Annotated in this window: 11 protein-coding genes; 6 read left to right on the forward strand and 5 right to left on the reverse strand. The window is 66.7% G+C overall.

The window, feature by feature from the left end:
* Both WCE05_RS24665 and WCE05_RS24670 read left to right on the forward strand, forming a co-directional pair.
* Nucleotides 1-1076 (forward strand): transporter associated domain-containing protein (locus WCE05_RS24665; protein ID WP_368816753.1); only part of this gene is annotated, 1076 nt, incomplete at its 5' end.
* A gap of 257 nt (nucleotides 1077-1333) precedes the next feature.
* A complete protein-coding gene (locus WCE05_RS24670; RefSeq protein ID WP_225787270.1) occupies nucleotides 1334-2638 on the forward strand; it encodes an MFS transporter in 1305 nt (434 codons plus the stop codon).
* An 82-nt stretch (nucleotides 2639-2720) separates the two neighbouring features.
* On the opposite strand, the gene purT is transcribed toward WCE05_RS24670, so the two are convergent.
* The 5 genes from purT to WCE05_RS24695 form a co-directional block, all read right to left on the reverse strand.
* On the reverse strand, nucleotides 2721-3902 hold the full coding sequence (gene purT / locus WCE05_RS24675; RefSeq protein ID WP_368816754.1) for a formate-dependent phosphoribosylglycinamide formyltransferase: 1182 nt from the start codon (nucleotides 3900-3902) through the stop codon (nucleotides 2721-2723).
* A 104-nt stretch (nucleotides 3903-4006) separates the two neighbouring features.
* Nucleotides 4007-4474, reverse strand: a complete 468-nt coding sequence (locus WCE05_RS24680; protein WP_253079917.1) for a VUT family protein — start codon at nucleotides 4472-4474, stop codon at nucleotides 4007-4009.
* 119 nt (nucleotides 4475-4593) lie between these two features.
* The gene (locus WCE05_RS24685) at nucleotides 4594-4791 is read right to left on the reverse strand and encodes a DUF1289 domain-containing protein (RefSeq protein ID WP_253079916.1); all 198 of its coding nucleotides are present in this window, start codon (nucleotides 4789-4791) and stop codon (nucleotides 4594-4596) included.
* A 1-nt stretch (nucleotide 4792) separates the two neighbouring features.
* Nucleotides 4793-5317 (reverse strand): gamma carbonic anhydrase family protein, encoded by a 525-nt coding sequence (locus tag WCE05_RS24690; protein WP_225787266.1) that lies wholly within the window; start codon nucleotides 5315-5317, stop codon nucleotides 4793-4795.
* Between the two features lie 44 nt (nucleotides 5318-5361).
* Nucleotides 5362-5961 carry a CoA pyrophosphatase gene (locus WCE05_RS24695; RefSeq protein ID WP_225787265.1) on the reverse strand — a complete coding sequence of 200 codons (600 nt, stop codon included), beginning with the start codon at nucleotides 5959-5961 and terminating at the stop codon, nucleotides 5362-5364.
* 133 nt (nucleotides 5962-6094) lie between these two features.
* On the opposite strand from WCE05_RS24695, the gene WCE05_RS24700 reads away from it, so the two are divergent.
* The 4 genes from WCE05_RS24700 (at nucleotide 6095) to WCE05_RS24715 (ending at nucleotide 13645) form a co-directional block, all read left to right on the forward strand.
* Nucleotides 6095-6649 (forward strand): NUDIX hydrolase, encoded by a 555-nt coding sequence (locus tag WCE05_RS24700; RefSeq protein WP_225787264.1) that lies wholly within the window; start codon nucleotides 6095-6097, stop codon nucleotides 6647-6649.
* A 19-nt stretch (nucleotides 6650-6668) separates the two neighbouring features.
* Nucleotides 6669-7229, forward strand: a complete 561-nt coding sequence (locus WCE05_RS24705) for a murein L,D-transpeptidase family protein (RefSeq protein ID WP_225787263.1) — start codon at nucleotides 6669-6671, stop codon at nucleotides 7227-7229.
* A 158-nt stretch (nucleotides 7230-7387) separates the two neighbouring features.
* Entirely contained in the window at nucleotides 7388-9079 is a 1692-nt protein-coding gene (locus WCE05_RS24710) for a ShlB/FhaC/HecB family hemolysin secretion/activation protein (protein ID WP_225787262.1), read from the forward strand.
* 27 nt (nucleotides 9080-9106) lie between these two features.
* Nucleotides 9107-13645: a hemagglutinin repeat-containing protein gene (locus tag WCE05_RS24715; protein ID WP_368816755.1), complete on the forward strand. Its 4539-nt coding sequence runs from the start codon at nucleotides 9107-9109 to the stop codon at nucleotides 13643-13645.
* Nucleotides 13646-13803: the final 158 nt, after the last annotated feature.

Here is a 13803-nt window from a genome sequence, read left to right on the forward strand (position 1 = left end):
AACCCACCCTGCCCGCCCAGGCCCTGGTGCTCTGCGCCAGCCTGGGCAAGCTGCTGGTGCTGGGCCTGGCCTGCCTGCTGGGCCAGCGCTACGACGGCGAACACGGTTTCTGGCTCGCCGGCCTCGCCGCCGCCCTGACCCTGCTGGTGCTGGCCGAGTACCTGCCGCGGCGCATGGCCCGGCGCAATCCGCAGGCGTTCGTCAGCCTCGGCGCCAGCCTGCTGAAATGGCCCCTGGCTACCCTGCAGCCGCTGGCTTGCCTGCTGGACGGCTGCGCCCGGCTGATCCTGCGGCCGTTCCGCGCACAACCCACTGCCGTGGCCCTGCACCCACAGGAAGACGATCGCTTCGACGAGGACGAACCACTCGAACCACCCCGCCCTGGCCTGCCGGAAGGGCTGCAGGCGCTGGACAAGATCACCGTCAACGACATCCTGGTACCGCGCAACGAAGTGGACGGCATCAACCTGGACGAGCCGATGGAGCGCATCGTCGAGCAACTGATCGTCAGCCGCCATACCCGCCTGCCGGTCTACCACAGCGACATCAACCAGGTCGAAGCCATCCTCAACACCAAGCTGATCAGCCATCTGCTGCCCAGGGCCGAGTTGACCCTGCAAGCGCTGCGGGCCGCCTGCTACGAGCCCTACTTCGTGCCCGAGAGCACGCCGCTGCAACTGCAACTGCTGAACTTCCACAAGCAACAGCGCCGCCTGGGCGTGGTGGTCGACGAATACGGCGAAGTGCTGGGCATCGTCACCCTGGAGGACATCCTCGAGGAGATCGTCGGCGAGTTCGAGGACGAGCAGTCGCTCGACAACCCACACATCCACCCCCAGCCCGACGGCCGCTACGTGATCGAGGGCACCGCTTCGCTGCGCGAGCTCAATCGCAGCCTGGGCTGGCACCTGCCCTGCGACGGCGGGCCGAAGACACTCAACGGCCTGGTCACCGAGGCCCTGGAAAGCATTCCGGAAAGCGCCGTGTGCCTGAAGATCGGCCGCTATCGCCTGGAAATCCTCGAAACAGAGGACAATTGCGCCAGCAAGGTACTGGTATGGACCGTGACCCGATAGCTATACTCGGGTCACGCTTACCCAGCCCTGCCGTCCCGCCCGCTACCCGCACCCGGCGTCACACGGCCAGTCCGCTCCACTGACACGCCCCGCGGTCCTGCTTCACCACCCCGAACAGCGCCCGCTCCCGATCCTATCCCCTGGGGCCCTCGTCAGCGGGCGAACCACAACAAACGCTCCGGCGTCCGTGTGCCCATGCCTGCCTGGGCAGCGCGCGGCCATGCCCAGGATGCATCCGACTGTCAGGGACCTATGCAATGACAACCAGCAGCACCTATGCCGATTCGACCCCGGCGACGCCCGTCAACTCGCCTGCGCGGGTCGCCACGGCGAGTTTCATCGGCACCGCCATCGAGTTCTACGATTTCTACGTCTACGCCACCGCCGCCGCCCTGGTGATCGGCCCGGTGTTCTTCCCGTCCGGGTCTGGTACCGCGCAGATGCTCGCGGCCTTCCTCACCTTCGGTATCGCCTTCCTCGCCCGGCCGCTGGGCTCGGCCCTGTTCGGCCACTTCGGCGACCGCATCGGACGCAAGTCGACCCTGGTCGCCTCGCTGTTGTTGATGGGCGTCTCCACCACCCTGATCGGGGTGCTGCCGGGCTACGACAGCATCGGCATCTGGGCCCCGATCATCCTCTGCCTGCTGCGCTTCGGCCAGGGCCTGGGGCTGGGCGGCGAATGGGGCGGCGCGGCGCTGCTGGCCACCGAGAACGCCCCGCAGGGCAAGCGCGCCTGGTTCGGCATGTTCCCGCAACTGGGCCCGTCGATTGGCTTCCTGGCCGCCAACGGCCTGTTCCTGACCCTGGCCCTGGTGCTCAGCGACGAGCAGTTCCGCGAGTGGGGCTGGCGCATCCCCTTCCTGCTCAGTGCGGCGCTGGTGATCGTTGGCTTGTACGTGCGCCTGAAGCTCGAGGAAAGCCCGGTGTTCGCCAAGGCCGTGGCGCGCCATGAACGGGTGAAGATGCCGGTGGTCGACCTGTTCGCCAAATACTGGCTGCCGACCCTGCTGGGTGCCGCGGCGATGGTGGTGTGCTACGCGCTGTTCTACATCTCCACGGTATTCTCCCTCAGCTATGGCGTATCGACCCTGGGCTACAGCCGCGAGAGCTTCCTGGGCATGCTGTGCTTCGCGGTGGTCTTCATGGCCCTGGCCACCCCGCTGTCGGCCTGGCTGAGCGACCGCTACGGGCGCAAGCCGGTGCTGATCGTCGGCGGCCTACTGGCCGTGGCCTCGGGCTTTACCATGGAGCCACTGCTGACCTCGGGCTCGACCACTGGCGTGGCGCTGTTCCTGGCCATCGAGCTGTTCCTGATGGGTGTGACCTTCGCGCCGATGGGGGCATTGCTGCCAGAGCTGTTCCCGACCCACGTACGCTACACCGGCGCCTCGGCAGCCTACAACCTGGGCGGTATCGTCGGTGCCTCGGCGGCACCGTTCTTCGCCCAGCAACTGGTGAGCATGGGGGGATTGAGCTGGGTGGGGGGCTATGTGTCGGTGGCGGCGGTGATCAGCCTGATTGCCGTGCTTTGCCTGAAAGAGACACGCAACAGCGAGCTTTGAATTTCCAGCTGCAAGCTTCAAGCGGCAAGTAAAAGCGGGATCGTGCACGACCTGCTTTTTCTTGCCGCTTGCCGCTTTAAGCTTAGAACTCGACCTTGACTGCCTGGGAGGCGCGGGTCGCCTTGGCACGAGCGGCTTCGATCGACTCGTCTCGCGCCAGGCAGACGCCCATGCGGCGCTGGCCGTCGATCTGCGGCTTGCCGAACAGGCGGATGGCAGTGTCCGGTTCGCTCAAGGCGGCGCCGAGGTTGGCGAAGGTGGTCTGCTGGGACTGACCCTGCGGCAGGATCACCGCCGAGGCCGACGGCCCGAACTGGCGCACCACCGGGATCGGCAGGCCGAGGATGGCACGGGCATGCAGGGCGAACTGCGAAAGATCCTGGGAGATCAGGGTCACCAGGCCCGTGTCGTGCGGGCGCGGCGAAACTTCGCTGAACCACACCTGGTCGCCCTTGACGAACAGCTCCACACCGAACAGGCCACGCCCACCCAGGGCATCGGTGACCGCCTTGGCCACCCGTTGCGATTCCGCCAAGGCCTTCGGGTTCATCGCCTGGGGCTGCCAGGATTCCTGGTAGTCGCCCTTCTCCTGGCGATGGCCGACCGGCTCGAGGAACGTGGTGCCGCCCACGTGGCGCACGGTCAGCAGGGTGATCTCATAGTCGAAATCGATGAACCCTTCGATGATCACCCGGCCCCGGCCGGCGCGGCCACCTTCCTGGGCATAGTCCCAGGCCTTTTGCAGGTCGGCTTCGCCGCGCAGCAGGCTCTGGCCCTTGCCCGACGAACTCATCACCGGCTTGACCACGCAGGGGTAGCCCAGGTCGGTGACCGCCCTGGCGTACTCCTCGAAGGTATCGGCGAAGTGATACGGCGAGGTCGGCAAGTCCAGTTCCTCGGCGGCCAGGCGGCGGATGCCTTCGCGGTTCATGGTCAGTTGGGTGGCGCGGGCGGTGGGCACCACGTTGAAGCCCTCGTTCTCCAGCTCGACCAACGTGGCGGTGGCGATAGCCTCGATCTCTGGGACGATGTAGTGCGGCTTCTCGGCTTCGATCACCGCGCGCAGGGCGGCGCCATCGAGCATGTCGATGACATGGCTGCGGTGCGCGACCTGCATGGCCGGGGCGTTGGCGTAGCGGTCCACGGCGATCACCTCGACACCCAAGCGCTGCAGCTCGATCACCACTTCCTTGCCCAGCTCGCCGCAGCCACACAGCAGTACACGGGTCGCGGTGGGCGACAATGGGGTTCCGATACGGGTCATTTCAGGTCCTCGAAGGCGTCGGGGCCGCGCCATGCTGGCTGCCGCCCGCTGAAAAAGGACCGCTATTCTACACTGGCCGGTGAACGCGGGGCTGCCCCTTGCAATCAGCCAACGACAGCCGCACGCCGTGCCCGCCAGGCCATGGCCAGCCACACCACGGTGACTCCGGCGAACTTCGACCCCAGGGCGGTGCCGACCACCGTTGGAGTCAGGGCGCCGATCATGCCGAAGAAAATGAAGGTATCCACCGGGATGCTCAGCGCCGAGCTCAGCCACAGGCGGTCGCGCAGCGGCCGGCGGGTGATGCTGAACACCAGCCAGTCGATCAGTTCGGAGACGAAGAACGCCGTGGCGCTGGCCAGGGCGATGGCCGGCTCGGAGGTGACATAGGACAGCACCAGCGCCACCAGCATGGCCAGCAGCGCACCATGGCCATGGCGGGTCTGCACCATGTCGCGCAGGATGAACACCAGCCCGCCCCAGGCGGACCAGATCACGTCCAGGTGCGGGGCACTGGAAAAGGCGTAGTTGATCAGCACTACGCTGCTGATGTAGGCAATGAGATAGAACATGGGATCACACGTTGGGCAAGCGGCACAGATTACTTGATTTTTGAGTCAACCGCAGCTGTTGGGGCCGCCTCGCGCCCCAGCACTTACCAAGCCCAACGTGTACGCAGATGCCCCACCGTTCACATCCCGATGATCAACCCCGCGGCCACCGCCCGCTCATGACACAGCTTCAGCACCTGGCGCCGCTCCTGGTTGTCCATGCGCCCCCAACGGGTGATCTCCGCCACCGTCCGCTGGCAGCCGACGCAGATGTCCTGCTCGTCCAGGGCGCAGACGCTCACGCAAGGCGAGGCGACGGGGCGTTCGGCATCGCTCATGTCAGTCCTCCTGGGGCGCCAGGTCACGGGCGTAGCGCTCGGCATTGTGCACGTAGTGGGCCGCGCTGGCCTCGAGCATGCGTTTCTGCGCGTCGGTCAGCTCGCGTACCACCTTGCCTGGCGAGCCCATCACCAGCGAGCCATCGGGGATTTCCTTGCCCTCGGGAATCAGCGCATTGGCGCCGATGATGCAGTGCTTGCCGATGCGTGCACCGTTGAGGATCACCGCGTTGATACCGATGAGGCTGTAGTCGTCGACGCTGCAACCATGGAGCATGGCATTGTGGCCAATGGTCACGCCCTTGCCGATGGTCAGCGGCGAGCCCATGTCGGTGTGCATCACCGTGCCGTCCTGGACATTGCTGCCCTCGCCGATGTCGATCAGCTCGTTGTCGCCGCGCAGCACCGCGCCGAACCAGACACTGGCGTGGGCCTGCAGGCGTACCTTGCCGATCAGCGTGGCAGTGGGGGCGGCCCAACTGGTGGGGTGGGTCTCGACCCGCAGGTCGCCCAGGCGATATTTCATGGTTGGCTCCTCAAGGTTTGCCGGGGTGGCGGGGTGGGCCCCACTCAGTTCTGGATGAAGCGTTCGGGGGGCTGGTGCAGGCTGATACCGGCGTCGTACAGCAGGTTGACCAGCTCGACGATCATGATCGCCGACAATCCCCAGATCTTGTAGTCGCCATAGCGGTAGCTGGGCACGTACCAGCTGCGCCCCTGGTAGTCGATGCGATGGGTATGGTCGCGCGGGTCCTGGCGGAAGAACTCCAGCGGCACACTGAACACCGCGGCGATCTCCGCGTCGTTGGCGCGGTACTCGACGTAGTCCGGGATCAGGCCGACGAATGGCGTCACCTTCAGGCCATGCAACGACACCAGCGGGCTGAGCGGGCCGATCACTTCCACCAGGCCAGGCGGCAGGCCGATTTCCTCCTCGGCTTCGCGCAGCGCGGTGAACACCAGGTCCGGGTCTTCCGGGTCGCGCCGCCCGCCAGGGAAGGCCACTTCGCCGCCATGGGTGGACAGCCCCTTGGCGCGCAGGGTCAGCACCAGTTCGGGCTCTTCGCTGCGGGTGATGGGCAGGAGTACCGCCGCCTCGGGGAAACGGTGGTCCGTCTCCAATGACGCGGGGGTATGGTTGCTCATTCGGCGAAGAAGCTCGTCCAGCATTACACACTCTCGATTCCAAGGCCTGTCTTGCATGATGCACCAAAGCCGCGAAGCACCCAAGCCCCGCCAGATGGCGGCTTGCGGGCGAGCCGCCAGGCGCGCCAAGATATCCCGACCTCAAAGGAATAAAAGCATGAAATTCTGCAGCGCGTGCGGCCACCCGGTCATCCAGCGGATCCCCGAGGGCGACAGCCGCCCGCGGTACGTCTGCGAACACTGCCGGACCATCCATTACCAGAACCCCAACATCGTCGCCGGCGTGCTGCCCACCTGGGGCAGCCAGGTGCTGCTGTGCCGTCGCGCGATCGAGCCGCGCCGTGGTTTCTGGACCCTGCCTGCCGGCTTCATGGAGAATGGCGAGACCCTCGACCAGGCCGCTCGTCGCGAAACCGTGGAGGAGGCCTGCGCCCGAGTCGGGCAGATGAGCCTGTACCAGCTGTTCGACCTGCCGCACATCAACCAGGTGCATGTGTTCTTCCGCGCCGAGCTGGCCGACCTGGACTTCGCCGTGGGCATCGAGAGCCTGGAAGTGCGGCTGTTCGAGGAACACGAGATTCCCTGGGACGCGCTGGCTTTCCGCACCGTCGCTCGCACACTAGAATGCTATTATCGTGACCGCATCGGGCAGCACTACCCCATAGGCCATGAATACCTGCCACCGATGAACGTCTCGTCGTCCACCACCTAGCTTTCAGGGATAAGGTTTCATGCGCTGGTTGTTCGCCCTCTTCTGCCTCTGCGTTGTATCGGTGTCCCAGGCGGCCTTCACCGAAACCATCATCCGCAAGCCCCTGCCCGCTACGCAGCCACCGTCCCACTCCCCGGCCCAGGTTCCCACCCAGCCATTGATCGACAAGGTGCTGGTGCTCAAGTCCGAACGCCGCCTGCAATTGATCAGCCGCGGCGAGCCGCTCAAGACCTACCGCATCTCCCTGGGCAAGCAACCCAAGGGGGCCAAGGAGCGCGAGGGCGACAAGAAGACTCCCGAAGGCCTCTACTGGCTCGACTGGCGCAAGGTCAGCGACCGCTTCAACCTGGCCATGCACATCTCCTACCCGAACATCAGGGATGCCGCCCGTGCCCGCCGCGAAGGCGTCAACCCGGGCAGCATGATCATGATCCACGGCACGCCGATCGACGAGGAATACCCGGAGTGGTACTTCCATACCCTGGACTGGACCGAAGGCTGCATCGCCATGCGCAATGACGACATGCGCGAAGTCTGGAGCATGGTCAAGGACGGCACCCTGATCGAGATCCGTCCCTGAAAGCGTACGATCCAGGATATTTCCTCAGAATTTCCCGACACTAATTCCGCATCTGCCTGACACGCAGGTGGGCACGGGCTCGCATCCAGACGACCAGTCGCATTCTTAGAATCCTCGCAAACGAGTACTGAACCGTACGCACTTTGCAGATTTCTTCCATGCCGACCGCCTCGCTCCGCTTCCACACCGCCAGGTGGCTGCTGGCTGGCCTGTTGTCCGGTCTCCTGGCCATGCCCCAGGCCCTGGCCGACGACCCGGCCAGCCAGCAACTGCGCGAACAACAGCGCACGCTCCAGCAACTGGAGCACCAGCAGCGGCTGCAGCGCTGGCAGCAACGCGAGCGCCCCAGTGCCACGCCGACGCCTTCCTCCTCCCCCCATGAGCCGGACACCCACTGCTGGCCTGCCCCAGGCGTACGCCTGGCTGGCAACCAGTCGCTCTCCACCCCAGCGCTGGAGCGAACCCTGCGGCCACTGCTGCGTCCCTGCATGGGCGTGGCTGACATCAACCGGCTGCTGAAGGCCATCACCGAGCGTTACGTGCAGGCCGGCTATCCGACCAGCCGTCCCTACCTGGCCCGGCAACCCGAACCGGGGGAGCCGCTGGAGATCGTCATCGTCGAAGGCTTCGTCGAGTCGATCGAACTGGCTGGCGCCGACCTGCCGCTGTCCCTGCAGGGCGCCTTCCCCGACCTGCTCGGCCATCCCTTGTACCTGCCGGACCTGGAACAAGGGCTCGACCAGCTCAATCGGCTGCGCGCCTATGACGTCGTCGCCGACCTGTCGCCAGGCGAGCTGCAAGGGGGCACCCAGGTGCTGCTCGGAGCGCGCCAGGTCAGCTCGCGCTGGCACCTGGACGGGCGCCTCGACAACCGCGGCAGCGAGCTGACCGGCCGTCATCGCCTGAACCTGAGCCTCGGCCTGGACAGCCCGCTGAACCTCAACGACGACCTGCGCCTGTCGCTGGTCTCGACGCTCTTCGGTGCCCCCGGCGAAAGCCGAGGCGCCAGTCTCTACTACAGCCTTCCCTACGGCCCCTGGACCTTCGCCCTGAACGCCAGCGAGATCGCCTATCGCTCGCCCATCCCCCACGGGCGCCAGGTCAGCAGCGGCAACAGCCGCTTCCTGGGCATGAGCGCCGAGCGCGTGCTCTGGCGCAACCCGCAGGGCATGCTAAGCGCCAGCGCCCGCCTGGACCACAAGCGCCTGGTCAACCGCATAACAGGCGTGGTCGCGGGCGTGCAGAGCCCTACCCTCACCACCCTGGAGACAGGCATCAACCTACTCTGGCTCGATGGCGGCCTGTGGAACGCCTACCTGGGCATCGCCCAGGGGCTGGACGGGTTCGGCGCCGACCGCAAAGCCCAAGGGACGCTCGCCCCAGCGCCGCAATTTCGCAAGTACCGCGCCAGCCTGCTGCACCTGCGCCAAGGTCCGGCACAACGGCCCTGGCGCTGGCAAAGCGAACTCAACCTGCAATACAGCCGCGATGTCCTGTTCGCTGTCGAACAGCAGTTGCTCAGCGACGACTCTGCCGTGCGCGGCTTTCGCCAATACACCGTCGCCGGTGCCAGCACTGGCGTCTGGCGCAACACCCTCAGCCAGCCCCTGCCCCTGTCGCTGCCCTACGGCCTGGAGGTCCGCCCGGTCGTCGGCCTGGACCTGGGCTGGGCCCGCCTCTTCCATGGCCAGCCCTCCCAACGCCTGGCAGGTGCCGCCGTGGGCGTGGAGCTCAGCATGCCGGGCTCGCGGCTGCGCCTGGACTACCAGCATGCGCTCTACGCCAGCGACCTCCCCCGCCGACGCCTGGAGCCAGGATTCTGGGTACTGGACTGGACCCTGAACATCTGATTCACCCACAACAAAGAGAACGAAGACGTGAAGAAAGATCCCAAGCAACCGGCACCACGGCCCAATACCTTGCGCTGGGCCATCTCCCTTGCGCTGCTCACCTCCTCCACGGCCCTGGCCCAGGGAGGCCTGCAACCCGCCCCCGGCCCAGGCGGCACGCCCATCATCAACAATGGCCACGGCGTACCGGTGATCGACATCGTCGCCCCCAACCCCCACGGCCTGTCGCACAACCAGTTCCTCGACTACAACGTCGGCAAGCCCGGCGTGGTCTTGAACAACGCCCTGCAAGCGGGCCAGTCGCAACTGGCCGGGGCCCTGGCCGCCAACCCGCAGTTCCAGGGCCAGGCCGCCTCGACCATCCTCAACGAGGTGATCAGCCGCAATGCCTCGCTGATCGAAGGCCCACAGGAAATCTTCGGCCGCCCGGCCGACTACATCCTGGCCAACCCCAACGGCATCACCCTCAACGGCGGTAGCTTCATCAACACCACCCGCGCCGGCTTCCTGGTCGGCACGCCAGTCGTCCAGGAGCAGCAGCTCAAGTACCTCGACACCCTGCAGGCAAGCGGCTCGCTGCAGGTGCTCGGTGGCGGCCAGAGCAACGCCGAAGGCGCCCTGGGGCTGATCGCGCCGCGCATCGACAGCCAGGGCCTGCTCAGCGCCAAGACGGACCTCGACCTGACCGTTGGCCGCAACCGCATCGACGCCGCCAGCGGGCACGTTTTGCGGCACCTGCCCGGCACCCCGTCGAGCATCGATGCCAAGCTGTTCGGCGCGATGCGTGCCGGGCGTATCCGGGTGCTGAGCACCGCCGAAGGCGCCGGCGTGCGCATGGGGCCGATAGAGGTGGCGGCACGCGACGGTATCAGCATCCGTTCGGCCGGTGATCTGCAGATCGACGCCAGCGCCACCCAGGGCGCACGCTTGCACAGCGAGCACGGCGCATTGTCCCTCAGCGCAGCGGATGACCTGCGCCTGCTGGCCGTCGACGGCAAGGCGCAACGGATCGAGGTGAAGGCCGGCAAGAAGCTGACGCTCGATGCCAGTACCCGGGAGAACATCGAACGCGACAATGAAAAATGGAACAAGAAAGCCTGGTTCATCACCACCGAGACCTACGACCGCGAACGCACCGTCACCACACGCACGCAGCACGGCACACACCTGCAGGCCGGCGACGACCTCACACTGCAATCCGGCAGCGACATGCGCCTGGTGGCGGCCACCGTGCAAGCCGGTGGCGACCTTGACGTGGCCAGTGGCGGCAAGCTCGACATCGAGGCCGGTATCGACAGCCGGCGGGAGCAGGAACAGGTACGCCATCGCAAGCACCTGTGGCGCGGCGACCGCGATACCGACGACTACAAGGAGACCGCCAAGGCCAGCGCCCTGGGTGGCGAGCGCGTGACGGTGAAGGCCGGCGATACGCTCAGGGTACGGGGCAGCCGCCTGGAAAGCCGGGGCGAGATGGAACTCTCGGCGCGGCAGGTGGAGGTGACGACTGCCGCCCTGCAGGAAAACGGCAAGCAACGCGATTACCGTGGCGACCTGGTGTCCGGCACCTTCTTCGGCGACCGCAACGGCAACGACCGCCAGGGCCAGGCCGTCGCCGGCAGCGTCGTTGCAGCGGTGGGCGACCTGCATGTCAGCGCCGACCAGGTCGTCATCAAGGGCAGCAGCGTGACCAGCCAGGGCGATGCCGTGCTCTACAGCGAGAAGGGCCTGCTGGCGATCGAGGCCGACCAGGGCAGTTCCACCTCCAAGGAGCAGCAGAGCGACAGCAAGCTGTTCGGGCTGATTGGCAGCAAGCGCGATCGCAGCGTGCGCGAGGAACAGGTGCTGGTCAGCGACGTGACCGCCAAGAGCAACCTGCGCCTGGCCAGCGCCGCGCAAATGAAGCTTCGCGGCGCCAAGCTCGAAGCTGGCGGGCATCTGCAGCTCGAGGCCAAGGGCGACCTGTCGATCGACAGCACACAGTCGCGCCTGGATGCCGACACTGTCAGCCAGCAACGAGGCTTCACCGCCAACGCCCGGCAGACCCAGGAAGCCCAGGACGGCAAGCCCGATTCGCGACAATTCGAAGCCACTGCCGGCTACCAGGTCGCCACGACCACCACCCGCGAAAGCGAAACCACCCAGGTCGCCAGTGAACTCAAGGGCGCCAGCGTGGTGTTGAACAGCGGCGAGCACCTGCAGGTCAACGGCTCCAAGGTCACGGCCAGCACAGGCGACCTGAGCCTGCAGGGCAAGCAGGTCACCCTCGGGGCCACTCGCAACGAGCGCAACACCCAGACCGACACCCGCACCAGCGGCGCAGGCCTGACTGTCACCGGTGGCATCGACAGGCTCGGTAGCGCCTTCACCGGCGAGCATGTGCAAGACACCCAGCGAGAACGTGACAGCCAGGTGCAACGCAGCGAGCTGCAGGCCAGCGGCGATGTGAAGATCAACGCCACGAACCTTGTCACCGAAGCCGCGAAAGTCGATGCAGGCAAGCAGCTGCTGGTGGAAGCCGAGCACATCGACAACCGCGCCGTGCAGGACATCCAGGAGCGCGAACACAATACCGAGCAATGGCGTGGCAGCCTCGGCGCCGACGTGGAATACCGCGACCTGACCCGCCCGATCGAACGCCTGGTACAAGGCCAGGAAGCCGCCCGCTTCCAGCAGGCGTCCCCCGAAGACGCCATGGCACCGCCCAGCGTGGGCGCGCAGATGACCGTCGACCACCTCAAGCGCCTGGAGAACCAGCGCCGGGGTCACGCCCAGGTCAGCGAACTGTCGGGCGCCACGGTCGCCGTCAAGGCCAACACCCTCGATGACCAGGGCACGGCCTGGCGCGCCAAGGGCGGCCAGCTCAAGATCGACGCCGACCGCCATCACGCCAGGGCGGCCGAGAATGTCGAGCAAAGCAGCGTGCAGCGCCTGGCCTACGGTGGCGAACTGCGCGTCGACACCAGCACCGGCCAGGACATCAACGTGCGCGCAGCCGGCAAGGGCGGCTCGCTGGACAAGCAGGCCAGCGCCAGCACCGCGCGTCCCGTCAGCCTCCAGGGGCATACCGGCGTCCAGATACAGCTCGGCAGCGATGGCCGCTACGAAGGCACCACCATCGATGGCGGCAACGGCGATGTATCGATCAATAGCGCCGGACGGCTGAGCCTGACCCAGGCCAACGATCGCAGCAGCGAACAATCGCGGCAACTCGATGGCAATGCCTGGGCCAAGGGCGGCAACCGACCCACCAGCACCGGCCTGGACGCCCGTGGCTACCTCGACCACGCGCAGCGCCAGAGCCAGGACAGCAAGGCCAGGGTCGCGCAGATCGACGCCAAGGGCGATGTCGTCCTGAGCAGTGGCGGCGACATGCTGCTCGAAGGCACGCGCATCGGCAGCCGCGAACGCAAGGTCGACGACATCCGTCTCGACAGTGGGGGCGTGCTGCAGGTCAAGGCCGCCAGCGACACCCACCAGGCCAGTGGCAGCAAGCTGGGCGGCGGCCTGGAACTGTCCGCCAAGACCGGCAGCAGCAAGGGTGGAGGTATTGGCGGCCACTTCGAGCATGGCAAGCTGGACGAACGTGGCCGCCAGGCCGTCGATGCCCATTTCAATAGCGCAGGCGCCCTGCAAATGAACAGCCGCGCGCGGGAGGACATTGCCCTGCACCTGCAAGGCCTGCAGGCCTCCGCCGCGCAGATCGCCCTGAACGCGGCCAACGGCGGCATACGGATCGAGGCCTCCGGCAACCAGGAGTACCGCAACAACCTGGCGATCACCGCCGGGGCCGGGTTCAACACCTCCAAGGGCGAGACGCCGGACAAGGACGTGCGCGGGCTGCATGGCCGCGTACAGGTTGACCTGGACAAACGCGACAACCAGACCTGGAACGGCAACACGTGGCGGGCAGAGCGGATCAGCCTGCACAGCCGGGGCGACACGCGCATCGAAGGCGCCAGCCTGGAGGCCGGGCAGATCCAGGGCAATATCGGCGGCGATTTGCGGGTGGCCAGCCGCAAGGACCGCGTCGATAACCTGAGCCTCAAGGTCGATGCGCGCCTGAGCAAGGAGAAAAACCCCCAGGGCTACGTCAATGCGGCCAGCGCCGTGGCAGGGCCGGCGGGGGGCAAGGTCAGCGAGAAAGTCGGCCCGACGCTGAGCAAGGCCGAGCCTGGCCTGTCGCCGACCTTCAAGCTCGACCTGTCGCATGAGCAGCGTGACACCGTGGCCCACCAAGCGTCCCTCAGGGGCAGCGAGGGCATCGACCTCAAGGTGGGCGGCGACGCACACCTGGTCGGCGCCCGGTTGCAATCGGCCGGTGGCACTGTCGACCTGGCAGCGGCCTCCGTCAGCCGAGAGACCCTGACCGGTCGCGATTATCGACGGGATGTGTCGGTCGATGCGTCCAACTCACCGGTCGACCTGGGCACCGCCGTGGCCGAAGTGGTCAAGGACAAGGGGGCGGCCGACGGCGAGAATGCCCTGGACCTGGGGCTGTTGCGTACCAGCGGGCATGACCGCCGTGAGCAGTGGTCCTCGAGTGTTCAGGGCAAGGTCGAGCGTTGAGTCGATCTCCATGATTTGGGGGCGTGGGGGGGGGGGGGGGGCCCGCCCCCCCCGCCGGGCGCGCCGAGACGCGCGGCGCCCCCCCCCCCCCCCCCGGCGCATGTGGGGCAGGAGAGAAAAGGAATGGGGGCGGCCGGGCGCGGGGGGGGGAGGTCGCA

The sequence above is a fragment of the Pseudomonas sp. I2 genome (genome assembly GCF_040984075.1).
Classification (GTDB): domain Bacteria; phylum Pseudomonadota; class Gammaproteobacteria; order Pseudomonadales; family Pseudomonadaceae; genus Aquipseudomonas; species Aquipseudomonas guariconensis_B.

Coding starts and splice junctions, on each gene's coding strand:
- purT (WP_368816754.1), bottom strand. CDS start 3,902: ATGACCCGTATCGGAACCCCATTGTCGCCCACCGCGACCCGTGTACTG.
- WCE05_RS24680 (WP_253079917.1), bottom strand. CDS start 4,474: ATGTTCTATCTCATTGCCTACATCAGCAGCGTAGTGCTGATCAACTAC.
- WCE05_RS24700 (WP_225787264.1), top strand. CDS start 6,095: ATGAAATTCTGCAGCGCGTGCGGCCACCCGGTCATCCAGCGGATCCCC.
- WCE05_RS24670 (WP_225787270.1), top strand. CDS start 1,334: ATGACAACCAGCAGCACCTATGCCGATTCGACCCCGGCGACGCCCGTC.
- WCE05_RS24690 (WP_225787266.1), bottom strand. CDS start 5,317: ATGAAATATCGCCTGGGCGACCTGCGGGTCGAGACCCACCCCACCAGT.
- WCE05_RS24710 (WP_225787262.1), top strand. CDS start 7,388: ATGCCGACCGCCTCGCTCCGCTTCCACACCGCCAGGTGGCTGCTGGCT.
- WCE05_RS24705 (WP_225787263.1), top strand. CDS start 6,669: ATGCGCTGGTTGTTCGCCCTCTTCTGCCTCTGCGTTGTATCGGTGTCC.
- WCE05_RS24695 (WP_225787265.1), bottom strand. CDS start 5,961: ATGCTGGACGAGCTTCTTCGCCGAATGAGCAACCATACCCCCGCGTCA.
- WCE05_RS24685 (WP_253079916.1), bottom strand. CDS start 4,791: ATGAGCGATGCCGAACGCCCCGTCGCCTCGCCTTGCGTGAGCGTCTGC.